The 20,077-nt window shown below is 72.7% G+C and carries 22 protein-coding genes; 8 read left to right on the forward strand and 14 right to left on the reverse strand.

The genetic code is table 11. The annotated features are described in order from the left end of the window. The 4 genes from ONA70_RS23405 to mug form a co-directional block, all read left to right on the forward strand. The coding region (locus ONA70_RS23405; protein ID WP_265008624.1) for a DUF692 domain-containing protein at window positions 1-826 on the forward strand (826 nt) is incomplete at its 5' end. Further along, window positions 823-1,284, forward strand: a complete 462-nt coding sequence (locus tag ONA70_RS23410; protein ID WP_265008625.1) for a hypothetical protein — start codon at window positions 823-825, stop codon at window positions 1,282-1,284. The genes ONA70_RS23405 and ONA70_RS23410, both read left to right, overlap by 4 nt. Window positions 1,285-1,326: 42 nt before the next feature. After that, complete coding sequence (locus tag ONA70_RS23415; protein WP_265008626.1) at window positions 1,327-2,088, forward strand: SDR family oxidoreductase; 762 nt, start codon at window positions 1,327-1,329, stop codon at window positions 2,086-2,088. Next, window positions 2,085-2,810, forward strand: a complete 726-nt coding sequence (gene mug, locus ONA70_RS23420) for a G/U mismatch-specific DNA glycosylase (RefSeq protein WP_454557361.1) — start codon at window positions 2,085-2,087, stop codon at window positions 2,808-2,810. Before ONA70_RS23415 ends, mug begins: the two co-directional genes overlap by 4 nt. Here mug and ONA70_RS23425 read toward each other — a convergent pair. The 4 genes from ONA70_RS23425 to ONA70_RS23440 all read right to left on the reverse strand — a co-directional run bounded on the left by ONA70_RS23425 (window position 2,807) and on the right by ONA70_RS23440 (window position 7,721). Further along, entirely contained in the window at window positions 2,807-4,789 is a 1,983-nt protein-coding gene (locus ONA70_RS23425) for an ABC transporter ATP-binding protein (RefSeq protein WP_265008643.1), read from the reverse strand. The two genes, mug and ONA70_RS23425, sit on opposite strands and share 4 nt — an antisense overlap. A 117-nt stretch (window positions 4,790-4,906) precedes the next feature. Next, window positions 4,907-5,674 (reverse strand): enoyl-CoA hydratase/isomerase family protein, encoded by a 768-nt coding sequence (locus ONA70_RS23430; protein WP_265008627.1) that lies wholly within the window; start codon window positions 5,672-5,674, stop codon window positions 4,907-4,909. A 46-nt stretch (window positions 5,675-5,720) separates the two neighbouring features. Beyond that, window positions 5,721-5,948: a helix-turn-helix domain-containing protein gene (locus ONA70_RS23435; protein WP_007072022.1), complete on the reverse strand. Its 228-nt coding sequence runs from the start codon at window positions 5,946-5,948 to the stop codon at window positions 5,721-5,723. A gap of 165 nt (window positions 5,949-6,113) precedes the next feature. Beyond that, on the reverse strand, window positions 6,114-7,721 hold the full coding sequence (locus ONA70_RS23440; protein ID WP_265008628.1) for an ABC-F family ATP-binding cassette domain-containing protein: 1,608 nt from the start codon (window positions 7,719-7,721) through the stop codon (window positions 6,114-6,116). 247 nt (window positions 7,722-7,968) lie between these two features. Here ONA70_RS23440 and ypfJ point away from each other — a divergent pair, with 247 nt between their 5' ends. Then, the gene (gene ypfJ / locus ONA70_RS23445; protein WP_265008644.1) at window positions 7,969-8,883 is read left to right on the forward strand and encodes a KPN_02809 family neutral zinc metallopeptidase; all 915 of its coding nucleotides are present in this window, start codon (window positions 7,969-7,971) and stop codon (window positions 8,881-8,883) included. A 100-nt stretch (window positions 8,884-8,983) separates the two neighbouring features. Further along, window positions 8,984-9,199: an NUDIX hydrolase gene (locus tag ONA70_RS23450; protein WP_265008629.1), complete on the forward strand. Its 216-nt coding sequence runs from the start codon at window positions 8,984-8,986 to the stop codon at window positions 9,197-9,199. Between the two features lie 154 nt (window positions 9,200-9,353). Here ONA70_RS23450 and ONA70_RS23455 read toward each other — a convergent pair whose 3' ends face one another. The 10 genes from ONA70_RS23455 to ONA70_RS23500 form a co-directional block, all read right to left on the reverse strand. Then, on the reverse strand, window positions 9,354-10,016 hold the full coding sequence (locus tag ONA70_RS23455) for an acVLRF1 family peptidyl-tRNA hydrolase (RefSeq protein ID WP_265008630.1): 663 nt from the start codon (window positions 10,014-10,016) through the stop codon (window positions 9,354-9,356). An 86-nt stretch (window positions 10,017-10,102) separates the two neighbouring features. Then, the gene (locus ONA70_RS23460; RefSeq protein WP_265008631.1) at window positions 10,103-10,729 is read right to left on the reverse strand and encodes a LysE family transporter; all 627 of its coding nucleotides are present in this window, start codon (window positions 10,727-10,729) and stop codon (window positions 10,103-10,105) included. Window positions 10,730-11,099: 370 nt separating this feature from the next. After that, a complete protein-coding gene (locus ONA70_RS23465) occupies window positions 11,100-11,462 on the reverse strand; it encodes a metal-sulfur cluster assembly factor (RefSeq protein WP_265008632.1) in 363 nt (120 codons plus the stop codon). Beyond that, window positions 11,459-11,935, reverse strand: coding sequence for a Fe-S cluster assembly sulfur transfer protein SufU (sufU, locus tag ONA70_RS23470; RefSeq protein WP_265008633.1), 477 nt, complete (start codon window positions 11,933-11,935; stop codon window positions 11,459-11,461). The genes ONA70_RS23465 and sufU overlap by 4 nt, the downstream gene beginning before the upstream one ends. Then, window positions 11,935-13,239, reverse strand: a complete 1,305-nt coding sequence (locus ONA70_RS23475) for a cysteine desulfurase (protein WP_265008634.1) — start codon at window positions 13,237-13,239, stop codon at window positions 11,935-11,937. Before ONA70_RS23475 ends, sufU begins: the two co-directional genes overlap by 1 nt. Window positions 13,240-13,245: 6 nt before the next feature. Next, entirely contained in the window at window positions 13,246-14,019 is a 774-nt protein-coding gene (gene sufC / locus ONA70_RS23480) for a Fe-S cluster assembly ATPase SufC (protein ID WP_265008635.1), read from the reverse strand. Further along, entirely contained in the window at window positions 14,019-14,345 is a 327-nt protein-coding gene (locus tag ONA70_RS23485) for a non-heme iron oxygenase ferredoxin subunit (RefSeq protein ID WP_265008636.1), read from the reverse strand. Before ONA70_RS23485 ends, sufC begins: the two co-directional genes overlap by 1 nt. Next, window positions 14,345-15,541, reverse strand: coding sequence for a Fe-S cluster assembly protein SufD (sufD, locus tag ONA70_RS23490; RefSeq protein ID WP_265008637.1), 1,197 nt, complete (start codon window positions 15,539-15,541; stop codon window positions 14,345-14,347). Before sufD ends, ONA70_RS23485 begins: the two co-directional genes overlap by 1 nt. Before the next feature lie 57 nt (window positions 15,542-15,598). Beyond that, window positions 15,599-17,029, reverse strand: coding sequence for a Fe-S cluster assembly protein SufB (gene sufB, locus ONA70_RS23495; protein WP_265008638.1), 1,431 nt, complete (start codon window positions 17,027-17,029; stop codon window positions 15,599-15,601). Next, a complete protein-coding gene (locus tag ONA70_RS23500) occupies window positions 17,026-17,850 on the reverse strand; it encodes a helix-turn-helix transcriptional regulator (RefSeq protein WP_265008639.1) in 825 nt (274 codons plus the stop codon). Before ONA70_RS23500 ends, sufB begins: the two co-directional genes overlap by 4 nt. 98 nt (window positions 17,851-17,948) lie before the next feature. On the opposite strand from ONA70_RS23500, the gene ONA70_RS23505 reads away from it, so the two are divergent. Beyond that, window positions 17,949-18,911 carry a COX15/CtaA family protein gene (locus ONA70_RS23505; RefSeq protein WP_265008640.1) on the forward strand — a complete coding sequence of 321 codons (963 nt, stop codon included), beginning with the start codon at window positions 17,949-17,951 and terminating at the stop codon, window positions 18,909-18,911. A gap of 88 nt (window positions 18,912-18,999) precedes the next feature. Continuing rightward, on the forward strand, window positions 19,000-20,077 hold a 1,078-nt coding region (locus ONA70_RS23510; protein WP_265008641.1), incomplete at its 3' end, for a right-handed parallel beta-helix repeat-containing protein.

The raw sequence follows: 20,077 nt of genomic DNA on the forward strand, positions 1-20,077 counted from the left end.
CCCACCCGGAGGCGGGCCCTTCGGCGTCGGCATCGGCTGGCGGCCGGAGATCGCCGGCTTCGTGGCCGGCCTGCCCGGGCTGCGCTTCGTCGAGGTGGTGGCGGAGACCGTCGCACCGGGCGGCCCGCTGCCGGACGGGCTGGCCGAGCTGCGCGGGCGCGGCGTGACCGTCGTACCCCATGGGGTGAAGCTCTCCTTGGGCGGCGCGGACCCGGTCGAGCCGGCCCGGGTCGCACACCTGGCCGGGGTGGCCGCGGCGGTGGGCGCGCCGCTGGTCAGCGAGCACATCGCGTTCGTCCGCGCGGGCGGCGTGGAGGCCGGCCACCTGCTGCCGCTGCCGCGCAGCCGGGAGGCGGTCGCCGCGGTGGTGGCGAACGTCCGGCGGACCCAGGCCGAGCTGCCGGTGCCGCTGGCGCTGGAACCGATCGCCGCTCTCTTCGACTGGCCGGACGACGAACTGGACGAGGCCGACTTCCTCACCGAGATCCTCGACGCCACCGGGGCGCTGCTGCTGCTCGACGTCGCCAACGTGCATGCCAACGCCCGCAACCGGGGCGGCGACCCGCTCGCGCTGCTGGACCGGCTGCCCCTGGACCGGGTCGCCTACGTCCATGTGGCCGGCGGCGCCGAGCAGGGCGGCTTCTACCACGACACGCACACCGACCCGGTCCCCGCCGAGGTGCTCGACCTGGTCCGCGAGCTGTGCGCCCGGCACCGCCCGCCGGCGCTGCTGCTCGAACGCGACGGCCACTACCCGGCCGCCGCCGAGCTGCGCGGCGAGCTGGACGCCCTGGCCGCCGCCTCCGGCTACCCGGTGATCACGTGACCACCCCGCCCTGGTCGGGTGACCTGGCGGCGCGGCAGGCCGCGCTGGTCGCGGCGCTGGTCGCCGGTGGCCCGCTGCCGCCCGGGTTCGCCCCGGCGCCGGTGGCGGCGGCCCGCCGCGCGCTGCTGCGCAAGCGGGCCGGGGACGTGGCGCGCCACTGGCCGCTGCTCGCCGCCGGTCTCGGCGCCGAGTGGCCGGCCACCTTCGCCGGCTGGGCGGCCGGGCGGCCCACCAACGGATCCCTGCGCGACGGCTGGGACCTGGCCCGGGAGCTGCGAAACCGGGGGGCGCTGCCGCCGCTGGGCGCCGAGGAGCTGGCCACCCGCGACGCCACCGGCCGCTACGACGGGCGCACCGCGCCCCGGCCGCGTCGGCTGCCCGCCGTCGCCCGGGCCGGCGGCGCCGTCGCGGTGCAGGTCGCCGGTCGGGTACGCCTGCTCCGCCCGGCCGACCGCTGAGTCGAGGTGGCAGGCCCACCCGGGGTACGGCAGGATCGCCTCATGGATCTCGGACTCACCGACCGGGTGTACGTGCTGACCGGTGCCTCGCGCGGCCTCGGCCTCGCCACCGCCCAGCACCTCGTCGCCGACGGTGCCCGCGTGGTGGTCTCGGCACGGGTGCCGGAGCGGGTGGCCGAGGCGGTCGAGGCGCTCGGCGGGCCGGAGCGGGCGATCGGGCTGACCGCCGACCTGACCGACCCGGGCACCCCGGAGCGCCTCGTCCTGGCGGCGCGGGAGCAGTTCGGTCGGCTCGACGGGGCGCTCATCTCGGTGGGCGGGCCGCCCAAGGGCACGGCCGCCCAGGTCACCGACGAGCAGTGGCGGGAGTCCTTCGAGACGGTCTTCCTGGGCGGCGTCCGCGCCCTGCGAACGGTGGCCGCCGCGCTCACCGACGGCGGCGCGATCGGGCTGGTCCTCTCCACGTCGGCGCGGGAGCCGCTGCCCGGGCTCGGCATCTCCAACGCCCTGCGCCCCGGCCTGGCCGGAGTGGCCAAGGACGTCGCCGACGAGTACGGCTCCCGGGGTGTCCGGGTGTTCGGCCTGCTGCCCGGTCGGATCATGACCGACCGGAACCGCGAGCTGTTCGCGGCCACCGGGGACCCGGAGCGGGCCCGCGCCGAGGCGGAGGCGTCCATCCCGCTGGGCCGGGTCGGTGACCCGGCCGAGTTCGGTCGGGTGGCCGCCTTCCTGCTCTCCCCCGCCGCCAGCTACGTCACCGGGGTGACCGTGCCGGTCGACGGCGGCGCCCTGCGCGGCCTGTGACGCCCCGACCGGGCGAGAGCGGACCGGGAGGCCCGCGCCGCCGGGCCACCCGACCCGCGGCGGACGGCGCGACCGAGCCGGCCGACGACGGCGACACGACCCGGCGGGCCCGCGCCGGCCGGGCGGCCGCCACCTCCGGAGGTGCCACGGCGGCGGCCCGGCGGTATCCCCGGCCGACCAGGGAGCAGCTGGCGGCGGCGGCCGACCAGCTCCTCCCGGACGTCATCGCGCCCGGGTTGGACGTGCTCTTCGTCGGCATCAACCCGGGCCTGTGGTCGGCGGCGACCGGTTGGCACTTCGCCCGGCCGGGCAACCGGTTCTGGCCGGCGCTGCACCGGGGCGGCTTCACCCCGCGCCAGCTGCACCCGAGCGAGCAGGACGAGCTGCTCTCCCTCGGGCTGGGCATCACCAACATGGTGGCCCGGGCCAGCGCCCGGGCCGACGAGCTGTCCGCCGAGGAGCTGGTGGCCGGCGCGGAGGCGCTCACCGCGAAGGTCGAGCGGTACCGGCCGCGCTGGGTGGCCGTGGTCGGGGTGACCGCGTACCGGATCGGGTTCGCCCGGCCCAAGGCCGGTTTCGGGCCGCAGCCGGAGCGGCTGGGCCCGGCCCGGCTCTGGGTGCTGCCCAACCCGAGCGGCCTCAACGCCCACTTCACCCCGGACACGCTCGGCGCCGCCTTCGGCGAGCTGCACGCCGCGGCGGCGCCGGGCCTGGCTGGCTAGTTGGCGGCGGCCGGGGGCAGCGCCTCCTGCGCCACGTACGTGCCGAGCGGCACGGTGGTCACCACCGGCTCCGGCTGCTCCGCCTCGGCGTACGGGGCGGGCGAGTCGGCGACCGCGAACTGGGTGCGGTAGAGCTCGGCGTAGAGGCCGCCCACGGCGACCAGTTCCTCGTGCCGGCCGCGCTCGACGATCCGCCCCTCGTCGAGGACGAGGATCTGGTCGGCGTCGCGGACGGTGGAGAGCCGGTGCGCGATCACCAGGGCGGTACGCCCGGTCAGCGCCACGGACAGCGCCCGCTGCACCGCCGCCTCGCTCTCCGAGTCCAGGTGCGCCGTGGCCTCGTCGAGGATGACGATCGACGGGGCCTTGAGCAGCAACCGGGCGATGGCGATCCGCTGCTTCTCACCGCCGGAGAAGCGGTAGCCCCGCTCGCCTACGGTGGTGTCGAGCCCGTCGGGCAGCGCCCGGACCAGGTCGGCGACCTGCGCGCCGGCGAGGGCGGCCCAGATCTCGTCGTCGGTGGCGTCCGGCTTGGCGTAGCGCAGGTTCTCCCGGATGGTCTCGTGGAACAGGTGGGAGTCCTGGGTGACCACGCCGATCTCGTCGCGCAGCGAGGCGAGGGTGGCGTCCCGGACGTCTACGCCGCCGACCAGCACCTGACCGTCGCTGACGTCGTAGATCCGGGAGATCAGCATGGACAGCGTGGACTTGCCCGCGCCGGAGGGGCCGACCAGGGCCACCATCTGCCCGGGCTCGACGGCGAACGAGACGCCCTTGAGCACCGGCTCGTTGACCGTCCGGTCCAGCACGGAGACCTCCTCCAGGGAGGCCAGCGACACCTCGGCGGCGCTCGGGTAGCGGAAGCGGACGTCGCGGAACTCGACCCGCCCGTTGGCCCGGGGCACCGGCACCGCGTCGGGCTTCTCGGCGATGCCGGGGCGCAGGTCGAGCACCTCGAAGACCCGGTCGAAGGAGACCAGCGCGCTCATCACGTCGACCCGGACGTTGGAGAGCGCGGTGAGCGGCCCGTACAGGCGGGTGAGCAGCAGCGCGAGCTTGACCACGGTGCCCGCGCTGACCGCGCCGGCGATGGCGAGCCAGCCGCCCAGGCCGTAGGTGAGGGCCTGGGCGAGGGAGGCGACCAGCAGCATGGCCACGAAGAAGGTCCGCGAGTACATGGCGGACTGGATGCCGATGTCGCGGACCCGCTCGGCCCGGCGGGCGAACCGGGCGGCCTCCATGTCGGGCGAGCCGAAGAGCTTGACCAGCAGCGCGCCGGCGACACCGAAGCGCTCGGTCATGGTCGCGTTCATCTTCGCGTCGAGGTTGTACGACTCGCGGGTGATCTCGGCCAGCCGCCGGCCGACCCGGCGGGCCGGGATGATGAAGATCGGCAGCAGCACCAGCGCCAGCAGGGTGATCTGCCAGGAGAGGATCAGCATCGCGCCGGCGGTGAGCACCAGTTGGATGACGTTGCTGACCACGCCGGACAGGGTCGAGGTGAACGCCCGCTGGGCGCCGAGCACGTCGTTGTTGAGCCGGCTGACCAGCGCGCCGGTCTGGGTCCGGGTGAAGAACTGCAACGGCATCCGCTGCACGTGGTCGTAGACCTTGGTGCGCAGGTCGAGGATGATGCCCTCGCCGATCCGCGCCGAGTACCAGCGCTGGGCCAGCGAGAAGAGCGCGTCGGCGACCGCCAGCGCGCCGATGACCAGCGCGAGCCGGACCACGGTCGCGCCCGCGTCGGGGCCGCCGCCGGCGATCGCGTCGATGACGTCACCGGCGAGCAGCGGGGTGGCCACCCCGATCACCGCGGCGATCACCACGGTGAGCAGGAAGACGACGATGTCGCGCCGGTAGGGCTGGGCGAACGCGACGATCCGCTTCGCGGTGCCGCGCTTGAGCTGGTGGGTGGAGACCTGGTCGCGCTCGCGCATCGACCGGAGCATGCTCCAGCCGCCCATGCCCCCACCGGCCATGTGGTTGGACACTCGTCACCTCCGGGTCGTCGCGCAGCCACGGACCGTCGGGTCAATTCTCCCGACCACTACGACAACCTCGCGCGTAACCCGGATCTTCCCGAATGGTCCTTACTGTTATTCTCCCCGGCCGGCCAGGTCGCGCAGCCGCCGGGCCTGCGCCTCGCGTTCGGCCCGCTGCTGCTCCGCGTGGGTACGCCCGGCCGCGCCGGCGAGCAGCGCCTTGATCTCGACGACCGCGTCCCGGTTGTTGGCCAGCAGGCCGGCGGCCAGGTCCCGCACCGCGGCGTCCAGCTCGGCGGTGGGCACGACCAGGGTGGCCAGGCCGATCCGGTCCGCCTCGGCGGCGTCCATCCGGCGGCCGGTTGCGCAGATCTCCAGGGCGCGGGAATAGCCGACCAGCTCGGCGAGGCGCTTGGTGCCGGCCAGGTCGGGGACCAGGCCGAGGGTCACCTCGGCCATGGAGAACTTGGCGTCGGTGGCGAGCACCCGCAGGTCACAGGCGAGCGCGAGCTGGAAGCCGGCACCGATGGCATGGCCCTGCACCGCGGCGATCGAGATCACGTCGGGGCGGTGCAGCCAGGAGAAAGCGGCCTGGTACTCGGCGATCCGGTCGGCGCACTCCTGCTCGGGCAGGGTGGCGAGCTCGGCGAAGGAGCCCGGGCCGGTGGCACCGGCCACCGACAGGTCGAGGCCGGCGGAGAAGGCCCGCCCCTCGCCGCGCACGACGACGACCCGGACGTCACCGGGCAGCTCCCGGGAGAAATCGCTCATCGCGCGCCACATCGCCGGGGTCTGCGCGTTGAGCACGTCGGGCCGGCACAACGTGACCGTCGCGACCGGCCCGTCGCAGTCGAGTCGCACCCCGGCCGTCTCGGCGGTCACCGGACCGCCTGGGGCACGACGCTGGTGGACGACGTTGGTGAGCGGGTCACGCCTTCTTGCGGCGCCGGGCGCCGCCACGCTGCCGCAGCTGCACCCCGGACTCGGTGAGCACCCGGTGGATGAACCCGTAGGACCGGCCGGTCGAGGCCGCGAGCGCCCGGATGCTCTCTCCCCCGGTGTACCGCTTTACCAGGTCCTTGGCGAGCGTCTGGCGCTCGGCCCCGACGATCCGGCGACCCTTCTCAGTGCTGGTGGCTGTGCCAGTGGCTGCCATGCTGTGTCCTCACGTCCCAGACTGTGCGGTTCGGATACGGTCCCACCTATTAGACCGCCTCGAACGATCATGCGCCAGATATCAACTCTTCGCCAACCGACACGCTATGCAATGTCAGCTTCCCGATAGAGTGATCCTTCTGACCGGGCAGTCCGGCTCGCGGAATCAGGCGAGTTCGACCAGTTCGAGGAGGTCGTCGCTCCAGGCGTCCTCGTCACCGTCGGGGAGCAGGATGGCCCGGTCCGGCTTGAGCGCCGTGACCGCGCCGGGGTCGTGGGTGACGAGCACGATCGCGCCCGGGTAGCGGGCGATCGCGTCGAGCACCTGCTCGCGGCTGACCGGGTCGAGGTTGTTCGTCGGCTCGTCCAGCAGCAGCACGTTGGCACCGGAGCAGACCAGGGTGGCCAGGGCCAGCCGGGTCTTCTCGCCACCGGAGAGCACCCCGGCCGGCTTGTCGACGTCCTCGCCGGAGAAGAGGAACGCGCCGAGGATCTTGCGCAGGTCGGTGTCGGTCTGCTCCGGCGCCGCGCTGCGCATGTGCTCCAGGATGGTCCGGTCCACGTCCAGGGTCTCGTGCTCCTGGGCGTAGTAGCCGAGGCGCAGGCCGTGGCCGGGGCGTACCTCGCCGGTGTCCGGTTCGAGCAGGCCGCCGAGCATCCGCAGCAGGGTGGTCTTGCCGGCGCCGTTGAGGCCGAGGATGGCCACCCGGGAGCCGCGGTCCACCGCGACGTTCACGTCGGTGAAGATCTCCAGTGACCCGTACGACTTGGACAGGCCCGTCGCGGTGAGGGGGGTCTTGCCGCACGGCGCCGGAGTGGGGAACCGGACCTTCGCCACCTTGTCCGAGACCCGGACCTCCTCCAGGCCGGACAGCAGCTTCTCGGCCCGGCGGGCCATGTTCTGCGCGGCGACGGTCTTGGTGGCCTTGGCCCGCATCTTGTCCGCCTGGGCCATCAGCGCGCCGGCCTTCTTCTCGGCGTTGGCCCGCTCGCGGCGGCGGCGTCGCTCGTCGGTCTCCCGCGCCTCCAGGTACGCCTTCCAGCCCAGGTTGTAGACATCGACCACCGAACGGGTGGCGTCGAGGAACCAGACCTTGTTGACCACGGCCTCCAGCAGCGAGGCATCGTGGGAGATCACGATCAGGCCGCCCTTGTGGTTGGCGAGGAAGCCACGCAGCCAGGTGATCGAGTCGGCGTCGAGGTGGTTGGTGGGCTCGTCGAGCAGCAGGATGCCGCCGCCGTTCTCCCCCGCGTCCCGGAACAGGATCCGGGCCAGCTCGATGCGGCGCCGCTGGCCGCCGGACAGGGTGCCGATGGTCTGGGCGAGGGCGCGGTCCGGCAGCCCGAGGTTGGCGCAGATCCGGGCCGCCTCGGCCTCGGCCGCGTACCCGCCGAGCGAGGCGAACTGGTCCTCCAGCGCGCCGTAGCGGCGGACCAGGCGCTCGTCGTCGGCGCCCTCGGCCAGCTTGGCCTCCAGCTCCTGCATCTGTGCCATGAGCACGTCCAACCCGCGGGCGGAGAGCACCCGGTCCCGCCCGGTCACGTCCAGGTCGCCGGTGCGCGGGTCCTGCGGGAGGTAGCCGATGGCGCTACGCCGGTCGAGCTGGCCCGCGTACGGCTGCCCCTCGCCGGCGAGGACCTTGAGGGTGGTGGTCTTGCCGGCGCCGTTGCGGCCGACCAGGCCGATCCGGTCGCCCGGCTGCACCCGCAGGGTGGTGTCGGACAGCAGGATCCGGGAACCGGCGCGCAGCTCCAGGCCGGTGGCAGTGATCATTTCGAGGTACTCGCTCTCGGGGTCCGGAAAGGCTGACTCAGGGCACGCGAAAGCGCCGGCGGGTCATCAGTTCCCGTCGGCGCGGGGCGGTTCAGCCTTCGCAGCGCAGCACGGAGGCAAGTGTACCGGGCGACCCCTGGCGGTCCCGCCGGATTACCCGACAAGATCATCGGGTACGAAAGCGTCGTCCGGACCCGGTCCGGTATCGCACCCAGCAGACACGGACAAATCGGTGATCGGGGTCAACATGGAGCTGAACGAGAACGCGCGGATCGACACCAGCCAGGTGGATGATCGGCGAGGGTCCGGCGGAGGCGGCGGGATGGGCATTCCGATCCCGATCGGCGGCGGTCGCGGCGGCATCGTGGGCATCATCATCGCGGTCCTCGTCGCCCTGGTCGGCGGCGGTTTCGGGTTGAACGCGATGAGCGGAGGCGGCGGCTCCGACCAGGGTGACAACACCGCCCTGGAACAGAAGTGCTCGGCACAGGACGCGCTGAAGCAGCTCGACTGCCGCAACACCCTCTACGTGAACTCGATCCAGGCGTACTGGCGCACGGCCATGCCGGAGGTCTTCGGCGAGCAGTACCAGCCCGCCAAGACCGTCTTCTTCAGCCAGAACGTGAACACCGGCTGCGGCCAGGCCGACTCCGGCGTGGGGCCGTTCTACTGCCCGGCCGACGACCGGGTCTACATCGACCTCACCTTCTACCGCCTGCTCGCCGACCAGCTCGGCGCCGACGGCGAGTTCGCCCAGCCGTACGTGCTGGCCCACGAGTACGGCCACCACGTGCAGGACCTGCTCGGCACCGAGGCGCAGATGCGCCGCCAGCAGCAGCGCGACCCGAACAACGCCAACGCGCTCTCGGTGAAGCTGGAGTTGCAGGCCGACTGCTACGCCGGTGCCTGGGCCAAGAACGCCACCGGCACCGCCGACGAGCAGGGCCAGAAGATCTTCACGAGCCTCACGGAGCAGGACATCCAGCAGGCGATCGACACCGCCGAGAAGATCGGCGACGACGCGATCCAGAAGCGCGCCGGCCGGCCGGTGAACCCGGACGAGTTCACTCACGGCACCTCTGAGCAGCGCCAGCAGTGGTTCACCAAGGGCTGGTCCACCGGCAACCCGAAGGCCTGCGACACCTTCGGCGGCACCCTCTGACCTTCCTCCGACCCCCGTCCGAGGACCCCGGCGCATCCGGCGCCGGGGTCCTCGCGTGTTCGGGGACAACGGACGGGCGGCGCCGGGGCAGGATGGCCGGATGAGCGTCGCCCGGCGCACCACGTACGTCCAACTCCGGGTGACCGGCGGGCCGGCCGGCAGGTGGGCGCACCGGGTGGCCGGGGACGGCGAGGACGACGGGCTGCTCTTCGCCTGCCGCTTCGCTCCGCTCCCGCTCGCGGCCCGCCTCGCCGACCACCAGGACGAGTTCCTCGACCGGATCGACCCGGCCTGGGCGCGGCTCGCCACCGGCTGACCGCTGCTCGCCGGGCCCGGCATCCCGCCGCACGCCCGCCAGGATCGCACTCGATCCCGGATGGAGTGGCATCCGAGCCGCGCCGATGCCACTACATCCGGGATACCGCGCGAGCTCGTCGGAGGTGCCGGGGCGGGGTGATGCCGAGTGGCCGTCAGGCCGGGGCGTCGCGGTCGGGATCGCGCACCAGGATGTGCACCGCGCGGGCCGCGGCGATCGCGTCGACCAGCACCGCGTGCCGGGGCTCGGGTACGTCGAGCAGCCGGTCGGCGCTCCGGGCAGCGAGCGGGGCCAGCCGCCGGTCGGCCAGCACGGTGTCCACCGCCCGCCGGTCACCGCCACAGACCAGGGCGGTCAGGTTCGCCGCCTCCGGCAGCAGCAGGCGTACGGCCAGCTCCACGGCGTCGCCCAGGGCCGCCTTCGCCTGGTTGTCCCGCCGGCGGGCGAACCGCTGCTGGGACCAGCCACCGGCGGCGGTGCGGCCCTGCACGTACCGGGTGTCCACCTTGGAGACGACCAGCTCGGTACCGTCGGCGACGCCGACCGCCACCGCGCCCTTGCGGGCCAGCAGCAGGCCGAACCGGCGCGGCGCGCCGGCGGCGGCCACGAACCCGGGTACATCGGCGCTCGGTGGGGCGCCGGGCGGGGTGTGCAGTTCGGCGGTGGCGCCGTCCGGGGCGGCGAGCCGGAGACCGTACTCCTGGACGGTGGTGGTGGGCGGGCCGTGCCGGTCGGCGAAGCCCTCGACCCAGCGGGCGACGCGGGCGGGATCGACCTCGACCCACCGTCCACCCCCGGCCGCGGGTCGGCTGCTCATGGCTCGACGGTACGGCACCGGAACAGACCGGCTGTGCCGGGGCGACGGGACGCGGGAGGAGGACGAGAAGAACAGAATCAGCTCGCTCAGTGGCGCCACAGTGTGGCGACGGCGAGCGCCGCGATGATCGCGCTCGACAGCAACGCGGTGATCCGGCGTCCCCGGCTGCCGGTGAGGGCCCGCCCGATCAGGGTGCCGCCGCCGGCGATCAGCAGTTGCCAGCTGGCCGAGGCGAGGAACGCCCCGAGGACGAAGAGCAGCGCGGCACCCGTACCGGCGTCGCCGGCGCCGCCCCGGCCGAGGACGAGGGCGGCGAAGTAGACCACGGTGGCCGGGTTGAGCAGGGTCAACGCGAGGATGCCGGTGAACGCCCTGGCCGGGGTGTCCAGCCCGCCCCGCGCCAGGGAAGCGGCGGCCGGCGCCGCCGGGCGCAGGGCACGCCAGGCCGTGTGCCCGGCGAGGGCGAGCAGCACCGTGGCGGCGATCCACCGCAACGGTCCCTCGATCGGGGCGAGCCCGCCGGCCACCGCCGTGCCGCCGAGCGCGGCGACCGCGGCGTAGAGCCCGTCGGCGGCGGCCACCCCGAGCGCCGCGGAGGCGCCGACCCGGAACGAGGTACGGGCGCTGAGCCCGAGAATGAGGATCGCGATCGCGCCAACCGGCACGGCGACGCCGTAGCCGGCCACCAGACCGGCGAGGAACGCCCCGGTCACGACGGTGGGCGGCGGGTCGAGGCGGACCTCGGCGCGGTGCGCTGTCGACGCGCGGTGGTGGCCGCGCGGACAGGAACCTGCTTCGGGTACGCCTCGATCACCGCGCCATCCTGCACTGCACCCATCCACCCCCGCCACCCATTTCCCCCCGCGCCCCGCGCCCAAGATCGTGCTGCATCCACGATTGAGTGGCCTCCGACGCGCCACCAGGCCACTACATCCACGATCGAGCGCAATTGTGGGCGGCGCGGTGCGGCGGTGCGGACAGTGCGGACAGCGACGGGGCAGGAAGCGGGCGGGTGGCAGGCCCGGAGACGCGTCGAGCGCGACACCCCCGGGGGTGTCGCGCTCGACGGGTGACCGGTATGGGTCAGACGTTGAAGCCGAGGGAGCGGAGCTGGTCGCGGCCCTCGTCGGTGATCTTGTCCGGGCCCCACGGCGGCAGCCACACCCAGTTGATCCGGATGTCGTTGACCAGCCCGCCGCCCGGGCCGGTGGTCAGCGCCTGCCGGGCCTGGTCCTCGATCACGTCGGTGAGCGGGCAGGCCGCCGAGGTCAGCGTCATGTCCAGGGTGGCGACATTTTCGTCGTCGACGTGGATGCCGTACACCAGACCCAGGTCGACCACGTTGATGCCCAGCTCGGGGTCGACGACGTCCTTCATCGCCTCCTCGATGTCGGCGGTGGCGGCCTTGCCGCCGGCCGCCGGCGTGGTGGCGGTCTCCTCGCTCATGCCTTCACCTCCGTCGGGCTCACGCCCACCCCGGCGCGTGCCGCGGCGTCCTTGAACGCCATCCACGACAGCAGCGCGCACTTCACCCGGGCCGGGTAGCGGGCGACACCCGCGAACGCCACCCCGTCTCCGAGCACTTCCTCGTCCGGCGTGACCTGGCCACGCCCGGACATCAACTCGACGAACGCCTCGTGCACCACCGCGGCGTCGTCCGCCGCCCGGCCGCGCAGCAGCTCGTGCAGCACGCTCGCCGACGCCTGGCTGATCGAGCAGCCCATCCCGTCGTACGAGATGTCGGTGAACACCTTGCCGTCGGTGGCCACCCGCACGGTGATCTCGTCGCCGCAGGTCGGGTTGACGTGGTGCGCCTCGCCGACCCGGACGTCCGGGCCCGCCGCGTCCCGCAGGCCACGGCCGTGCGGGTGCTTGTAGTGGTCCAGGATGATCTCCTGGTAGAGCTGGTCGAGCTGCATCAGTCGAACACCTTCCGCACCTGCTCGAGACCGGCCACCAGCGCGTCGATCTCCTCCGTGGTGGTGTACAGGTAGAACGACGCCCGCGTCATGGCCGGTACGCCGAACCGGGTGCACACCGGCTTCGCGCAGTGGTGGCCCACCCGCACCTGCACACCGAGCGAGTCGAGCACCTGCCCGACGTCGTGCGGGTGCACGTCGCCGAGCGCGAAGGAGATCGTCCCGCCCCGGCCGACCGGCACGTTCGGACCGAAGATCCGCAGCCCCGGCACGGTGGCGAGGGCGTCCAGCGCGTACGCCGTCAGCTCCTTCTCGTGCCACTGGATGGCCCGCATCCCGACCCCGGTGAGGTAGTCCACCGCCGCGCCCAGCGCCACCGCCTCGGCGATCGGCGGGGTGCCCGCCTCGAACCGGGCCGGCGGTGGGGCGAACGTCGACCGCGCCATCGTCACCGTCTCGATCATCGACCCGCCGCCCAGCACCGGCGGCATCGCCGCGAGCAGCTCGGCGCGCCCCCAGAGCACGCCGATGCCGGTCGGGCCGCACATCTTGTGGCCGGTGAAGACGATGAAGTCGGCGTCGTAGTCGACCACGTCCATCGGCATGTGCGGCACGGACTGCGAGCAGTCGAGCAGCAGCAGGGCACCCACCTCCCGGACCCGCTGGGTGATCCGCCCGGTGGCGTTGACCGTGCCGAGGATATTGGAGGTGTGCACCAGCGAGACGATCTTCGTCCGCTCGGTGACCAGCTCCGCCAGCCCGGACTCGTCGAGCCGGCCGTGGTCGGTGACCGGGAACCAGCGCAGGGTGGCGCCGGTCCGCTCGGCGAGGAGCTGCCACGGGACGATGTTCGAGTGGTGCTCCATCTCGGAGATCACGATCTCGTCGCCGGGGCCGAGCCGGAACCGAGGGTCGGTGTCCGGCCGCAGCGAGGCGTTGGAGAACGCGTACGCCACGATGTTGATCGCCTCGGTGGAGTTCTTGGTGAACACCACCTCGTCGACGCTCGGCGCGTTGATGAACGCCGCGACCTTCGCGCGGGCCCCCTCGTACGCCTCGGTCGCCTCGGTGCCCAGGGTGTGCACCGAGCGCGACACGTTGGCGTTGTGCCGCGCGTAGTGCTCGGCGAGCACGTCGAGCACCTGCCGCGGCTTGTGGGAGGTGTTGGCGCTGTCGAGATAGACCAGCGGGTGCCCGTTGACCTCCCGGTCCAGGATCGGGAAGTCGGCCCGCACCCGCGCCACGTCGAAGCGGGGCACGTCGTCGTACTGCGGCATGCCCGCCGGGATCGCGATGGAGGTCATCGGTACTCAGGCCCGCGCCGAACCGGCCCCGGCGACGTACCGCTCGTAGCCCTCTTCCTCGAGCTTGTCGGCCAGCTCCGGGCCGCCCTGCTCGACGATCCGGCCGGCCACGAAGACGTGCACGAAGTCGGGCTTGATGTAGCGCAGGATCCGGGTGTAGTGGGTGATCAGCAGCAGGCCGGTGTCGCCGGTGTCGCGGACCCGGTTCACGCCCTCGCTGACCACGCGCAGCGCGTCCACGTCGAGGCCGGAGTCGGTCTCGTCGAGGATGGCAATCTTCGGCTTGAGCAGCTCCAGCTGCACGATCTCGTGCCGCTTCTTCTCGCCGCCGGAGAAGCCCTCATTGACGTTGCGCTGGGCGAACGCCGGGTCCATCTGGAGCTTCTCCATGGCGCCGCGCAGCTCGCCGGCCCAGGTACGCAGCTTCGGCGCCTCGCCGTCGATGGCGGTCTTGGCGGTACGCAGGAAGTTGGCGACCGAGACGCCGGGCACCTCGACCGGGTACTGCATGGCCAGGAACAGGCCGGCGCGGGCCCGCTCGTCGACGGACATGGCCAGCACGTCCTCGCCGTCCAGCGTCACCGAGCCGCCGGTGATCTCGTACTTGGGGTGACCGGCGATCGAGTACGCCAGGGTGGACTTGCCGGAGCCGTTCGGGCCCATGATGGCGTGGGTCTCGCCCGACTTCACGGTGAGGTCGACACCGTGCAGGATCGGCTTGAGCTCACCCTCGGGCAGCTTGACCGACACCTTCAGGTCGCGGATCTCCAGGGTGCTCATTATCGGGTCACTCCATTGCTCGGCGTCAGGCTGACGTAGATGTCGCCATCGCGGACTTCGACGGGATAGACGGGAACGGGTTCGGTCGCGGGCAGCCCGGTCGGCTCACCGGTACGCAGGTCGAAACGGGAACCGTGCAGCCAGCATTCCAGCGTGCACCCGTCGACCTCGCCCTCGGAGAGCGCCACGGCGGCGTGCGAGCACTCGTCGTACACGGCGTAGAAGTTGTCGTCCTCGCCGTGCACGATCGCGAGCTGGGTGCCGTCGACGTCGGCGCTGATCGCGGTGCCCTTCGGCACGTCCTCGGTCGAACAGATCTTGATCATCAGGCGCCGGCCTTCGCAGTGGCGTCTTCGCTCGCGAGTGCGGGGCTCGCAAGCTCACTCCTCCCGCTCGCCAGCCGGGCCTCGATCGCGTCGCCGAGCCGCTCGCGCAGCTCCCCGACCGGGATCTTGTTGATCAGCTCGGCGAAGAAGCCGCGGACCACCAGGCGGCGGGCCTCCTCCTCGGGGATGCCGCGGGCCATCAGGTAGAAGAGCTGCTCGTCGTCGAAGCGGCCGGTCGCGCTGGCGTGGCCGGCACCGGCGATCTCGCCGGTCTCGATCTCCAGGTTGGGTACGGAGTCGGCCCGCGCGCCGTCGGTCAGCAGCAGGTTCCGGTTGATCTCGTACGTGTCGGTGCCGGTCGCCTCGGCCCGGATCAGCACGTCACCCACCCAGACGGTGTGCGCGCTGTCGCCCTGCAGGGCACCCCGGTAGCCGACGTAGCTGCGGCAGTCCGGCACCGTGTGGTCGACCAACTGCCGGTGCTCCAGGTGCTGCCCGGAGTCGGCGAAGTAGAGGCCGTACAGCTCGGCCTCGCCGCCCCGGTCGCCGTACTCCACCGAGGTGTACTGCCGGACCAGGTCGCCGCCGAGGCTCACCTGCACGTGGATCACCTTGGCGTCGCGGCCCAGCTTCACCTTGAGATGCTGCGCCTGCACCGCGTCGTCGGCCCAGTCGGCGATGGTGACCAGGGTCAGCTTCGCGCCGTCGGCCACCGCCACCTCGACGTTGTCCGCGAGGGTGGCGGAGCCGGCGTGCTCCAGCACCAGGGTCACCTCGGCGAACCGGCCCACCTCGACGAAGGTGTGGCCGAAGGCGAGCGCGTCGGCGCCCTCGCCGATCACCCGCAGGCTCACCGGGGCGGAGACCACGGCGTCCTGGGCTACCTGCACCAGCAGCGCCCGCTCGACCCCGCCGTACGCCAGCGCGCTGACCCGGTCGAACGGGGTGAGCACGCTGCCGAGCCGCGGGTCGTCCTTGCCGATCCGGCTGACGGTGACGCCCTCCGGCAGGTCGACGTACTCGTGGCGGACCGTGCCGGTGGCGGCCGGCACCCCGCCGGCCAGGCCGCGGAGGCGCTCGAGCGGGGTGAAGCGCCATTCCTCCTCCAGGCCGGTCAGGGCCGGGAAGTCGGCGACGTCGTACGAGCGGAGCGCCTGCGACTTGGTGGCGGGCGGCGCGGAAGCCTGGGTAGTCATCTCTTCCTTGGTCTGTTCTGCGACGGCGGTGTCAGTGAAACCGGACGGTGGTCGGGGTCAGCCGACCGCGCCCTCCATCTGGAGCTCGATCAGGCGGTTGAGCTCCAGGGCGTACTCCATCGGGAGCTCCTTGGCGATCGGCTCGATGAAGCCGCGCACGATCATCGCCATCGCCTCGTCCTCGCTCAGGCCCCGGCTCATCAGGTAGAAGAGCTGGTCCTCGCTGACCTTGGAGACGGTCGCCTCGTGCCCCATCGACACGTCGTCCTCACGGATGTCGACGTACGGGTAGGTGTCGGAGCGGGAGATGGTGTCGACCAGCAGCGCGTCGCACTTCACGGTGCTCCGGCTGCTGTGCGAGCCCTCCAGCACCTGCACCAGGCCGCGGTACGAGGTGCGGCCGCCGCCCCGGGCGATCGACTTCGACACGATGGTCGAGGAGGTGTGCGGCGCGGCGTGCACCATCTTCGCGCCGGCGTCCTGGTGCTGGCCCTCGCCGGCCATGGCGACCGAGAGCACCTCGCCCTTGGCGTGCTCGCCGGTCATGTAGACCGCCGGGTACTTCATGGTGACCTTGGAGCCGATGTTGCCGTCGACCCACTCCATGGTCGCGCCCTCGTGGCAGACGGCGCGCTTGGTGACCAGGTTGTAGACGTTGTTCGACCAGTTCTGGATGGTCGTGTAGCGGCACCGGGCGTTCTTCTTGACGATGATCTCCACGACCGCGCTGTGCAGCGAGTCGGAGGAGTACAGCGGCGCCGTGCAGCCCTCGACGTAGTGCACGTACGCGCCCTCGTCGACGATGATCAGCGTCCGCTCGAACTGGCCCATGTTCTCCGTGTTGATCCGGAAGTAGGCCTGCAGCGGGATCTCCACGTGCACGCCCTTCGGCACGTAGATGAACGAGCCACCGGACCAGACGGAGGTGTTCAGGGCGGCGAACTTGTTGTCGCCGACCGGGATCACCGTGCCGAAGTACTCCTTGAACAGGTCCTCGTGCTCGCGCAACGCGGTGTCGGTGTCGAGGAAGACGACACCCTGCTCCTCGAGGTCCTCACGGATCTTGTGGTAGACGACCTCGGACTCGTACTGCGCCGCGACACCGGCGACCAGCCGCTGCTTCTCCGCCTCGGGGATGCCCAGCCGGTCGTAGGTGTTCTTGATGTCCTCGGGCAGGTCCTCCCAGCTGGTGGCCTGCTTCTCGGTGGACCGGACGAAGTACTTGATGTTGTCGAAGTCGATCCCGGTGAGGTCGGCGCCCCAGGCCGGCATCGGCTTGCGCCCGAACAGCCGCAGGCCCTTCAGCCGCAGGTCGAGCATCCAGGCCGGCTCGTTCTTCTTGGCCGAGATGTCCCGCACCACCGCCTCGTTGAGGCCGCGCTGGGCGGACGCCCCGGCGACGTCGGGGTCGGCCCAGCCGTATTCGTACCGACCGAGGGCAGCGAGCTGCTCCTCCTGGGTCAGGGGCTGGACGATCTGCTCGGTCATCTATCTGTCCTCACAGTGGTGACGGTGTTACCGGACTGGGAGCCCGCGCGGGGCGGGCTCTGCCGCGACTGGGTCGGGATGTGCGTGGTGCACACCCCGTCGCCGTGCGCGATGGTGGCCAGGCGCTGCACGTGGGTGCCGACCAGACGGGAGATGACCGCCGTCTCGGCCTCGCACAGCTGGGGAAACTCGGCGGCCACGTGCGCCACCGGGCAGTGGTGCTGGCAGAGCTGGCCGCCGGAGGCGATCGTGGACGCGTTGGCAGCGTAGCCCTCGGCGGTCAGCGCCGCGGCGAGTGCCTCCGCCCGGGCCAGCGGGTCGTCGCCGGCGTCCTCCATGGCCGTGCGGCAGCGCGCCTCCAGGGTGGCGACCTGGTCGGCGGCGAAGCCCGCGACGGCCTCGGGGCCGCCGTTGCGCGCGATCCAGCGCAGCGCGGCGGTGGCCATGTTGTCGTAGTGGTGGGTGCCGCAGCGCACCCGGGCCGCCTCGGTCAGCACAAACACCTTGGCCGGCCGGCCCCGCCCCCGGCTGCCCCGCACGGTCTGCTCCCGGGCGACCACGTCGCCGTCGGCGAGCATGGCGTCGAGGTGGCGGCGGATCGCGGCCGGGCTGAGCCCGAGCGCCGAGCCGAGCTGGGCGGCGGTGGTCGCGCCCCGTTCCAGCAGGAGCTGGGTGACCCGGTCCCGGGTGGAAAGATCGGTGGACGCGGCCTGCGGCGACTCCAGCTCGGCCGGTGTGACGCCGCGCCGCGACCGGGACCCGTGGCCGGCGACCGGGACGGCCGCCGGCTGGTCTCCGGAGAGCTCCGCCGCGTTTTTCACAACAGCAACGTTACGTAATTCGCCGAGGGCCCGCAAACCCGGGGTCCGGTGATCCCGACCACGGGTGCGGCGGAGTCACCCGATCGAGGTCCACTACGGTGCGTAGGATTCGCTCCGTGAAGCCTTCCGTCCGGTTCCCGGTCACCCCGACGCTGTTGCGGCGCCTCGCGTACGCCTCGATCATCGCGAACGTGGCGATCGTGGTCACCGGCGGGGCCGTCCGGCTCACCGCCTCGGGGCTCGGCTGCCCCACCTGGCCCCGGTGCACCGACGAGTCGTACCACACCACACCCGAGATGGGCGTGCACGGGATGATCGAGTTCGGCAACCGGCTGCTCACCTTCGCGGTGGGGGTCATCGCGCTCGCCGTGGTGCTCGCCGTGCTGGCCCAGCGGCCTCGCCGGCGCGGCCTGCTGCCGCTCGCGGTCGCCGTGCTGTTCGGCATCCCCGCGCAGGCGGTGATCGGCGGCTTCACCGTGCTGACCCACCTCAACCCGTGGGTGGTCGGCCTGCACTTCCTCGCCTCGATGGTGGTCATCGGGGCCGCGTACGCCCTCTGGCGGCGCATCGTGGACCCGGACGGCTCGGCGGCGCCCACGGTGCCCGCGCCGCTGCGTACGCTCGCCCTGCTCACCACCCTGGTGAACGCGGCGGTGCTGGTGGTCGGCACCTGGGTGACCGGCAGCGGCCCGCACGCCGGCGACCAGGGCGCGGCCCGCAACGGCTTGGACCCGCAGGCGATCTCCCAGGTGCACGCCGACGGGGTGTTCCTGCTGATCGGCCTCTCGGTGGCGCTGGTATTCGCGTTCCGGGCGGTCGGCGCCGGGCGGGCGGCCCGGGCCGCCACGGTGCTGGTCGCGGTCGAACTGGGCCAGGGCCTGATCGGCTTCGTGCAGTACTTCACCCACCTGCCGGCGCTGCTGGTCGCCGCGCACATGCTCGGCTCCTGCCTGGTGCTGCTGGCCACCCTGGCGATGCTCTGGTCGACCCGGGAGCGCCGTCCGGCCGCGCCGCCCGCGCGACCCGCGCCGGCCGCCGAACCGGTCACCGCGGCCGTCTGACCCCGGCCACCGGCGCACGCCCGGCGTTAACCCCCGGACCGGGTGGGAACCCGGCGACGGAGACATCGGTACGCCGAGGGGAGCGCGCGTGTCCACCAGAAGGCTGTCCACCGCCGTCCCGCAGCGCCTCACCCCCGTGGCCGGGGCGCCGCTGTGGTGCGACGCACGGGAGTTCGGCCTCAAGGGCGACGGGGTGACCAACGACCAGCCGGCGCTCTCCGCCCTGGCCGACCGGCTGGGCGACGGGTACGCCGCGGACGGCCGGGCCCGGGTCATCTACTGCCCGCCGGGGATCTACTCGATCCGGGACGCCGGCACGACGTGGCGCAGCGGGGTGTCCCTGATCGGCGCCGGTCCGGCGGCGACCCGCTTCCTGCTGAGCAACGAGGGCAACCGGGCCGACCCGGTCCCGCTGGCGTACTGGACGGTGCTGCAGCACGGGGCCAGCCGGGAGCGGCACATCGCGGACTGCACCTTCGCCGACTTCGAGATCGACGGCTCGGGGGTGAGCCAGGTCGAGTACTGCTACCTCGCCAAAGGGCTCGGCATCCAGTACATGGTCCGAGGGGTGTTCCGGAACCTCTACATCCACCACACTGGGGCGAGCGGGCTGGGCTGCGACTTCCTCCAGGACAGCCTGATCGACGGCGTGGTCGTGGTGGGCTGCGGCCGGCTGGACAACGGCCAGGAGATCGGCGGGGCCGGCATCGGCATCGGGGTGGGCGGCTGGGGCGACGTGGAGCGGCTCACCATCGCCAACTGCACCACGGTCGGCAACGGCACCAACGGGATCTTCCTGGAGCTGCAGAAGGGCTGGTGGCCGCCACCCCGCGGCTACCGCATCGTGGGCTGCCACAGCCAGGCCAACCGGTTCGGCATCTCGGACTGGGGCACCGACGGGCTGATCGTCTCGGCCTGCACCCTCAGCGACAACCTGGAGGCCGGCTTCGACGTGTCGGCCAACGGCACCACCGGCGTCGCGGGGCGCGGCGGGCTGCTCGCCGACTGTGTGATCGACTGCAACGTCGGCGACGGGATCAGCATGGGCAACTCTCCCGGCCCCTACACGATCCGGGGCAACCGGATCAGCCGCAACGGCGGGGACGGGCACCCCCAAGCCGACCCCGGGGGCGGGCTCCCCCGGGGGGGCGCCGGCGCGGGGGGAG

It is taken from the genome of Micromonospora yasonensis, assembly GCF_026013475.1.
Taxonomy (GTDB): Bacteria; Actinomycetota; Actinomycetes; order Mycobacteriales; family Micromonosporaceae; genus Micromonospora; species Micromonospora yasonensis.

Coding starts and splice junctions, on each gene's coding strand:
- ONA70_RS23440 (WP_265008628.1), bottom strand. CDS start 7,721: ATGATCACTGCCACCGGCCTGGAGCTGCGCGCCGGTTCCCGGATCCTG.
- sufD (WP_265008637.1), bottom strand. CDS start 15,541: ATGACTACCCAGGCTTCCGCGCCGCCCGCCACCAAGTCGCAGGCGCTC.
- ONA70_RS23435 (WP_007072022.1), bottom strand. CDS start 5,948: ATGGCAGCCACTGGCACAGCCACCAGCACTGAGAAGGGTCGCCGGATC.
- ypfJ (WP_265008644.1), top strand. CDS start 7,969: ATGGAGCTGAACGAGAACGCGCGGATCGACACCAGCCAGGTGGATGAT.
- sufC (WP_265008635.1), bottom strand. CDS start 14,019: ATGAGCACCCTGGAGATCCGCGACCTGAAGGTGTCGGTCAAGCTGCCC.
- sufB (WP_265008638.1), bottom strand. CDS start 17,029: ATGACCGAGCAGATCGTCCAGCCCCTGACCCAGGAGGAGCAGCTCGCT.
- ONA70_RS23465 (WP_265008632.1), bottom strand. CDS start 11,462: ATGAGCGAGGAGACCGCCACCACGCCGGCGGCCGGCGGCAAGGCCGCC.
- ONA70_RS23455 (WP_265008630.1), bottom strand. CDS start 10,016: ATGAGCAGCCGACCCGCGGCCGGGGGTGGACGGTGGGTCGAGGTCGAT.
- ONA70_RS23415 (WP_265008626.1), top strand. CDS start 1,327: ATGGATCTCGGACTCACCGACCGGGTGTACGTGCTGACCGGTGCCTCG.
- ONA70_RS23475 (WP_265008634.1), bottom strand. CDS start 13,239: ATGACCTCCATCGCGATCCCGGCGGGCATGCCGCAGTACGACGACGTG.
- ONA70_RS23425 (WP_265008643.1), bottom strand. CDS start 4,789: ATGGCCGGTGGGGGCATGGGCGGCTGGAGCATGCTCCGGTCGATGCGC.
- ONA70_RS23485 (WP_265008636.1), bottom strand. CDS start 14,345: ATGATCAAGATCTGTTCGACCGAGGACGTGCCGAAGGGCACCGCGATC.
- ONA70_RS23450 (WP_265008629.1), top strand. CDS start 8,984: ATGAGCGTCGCCCGGCGCACCACGTACGTCCAACTCCGGGTGACCGGC.
- sufU (WP_265008633.1), bottom strand. CDS start 11,935: ATGCAGCTCGACCAGCTCTACCAGGAGATCATCCTGGACCACTACAAG.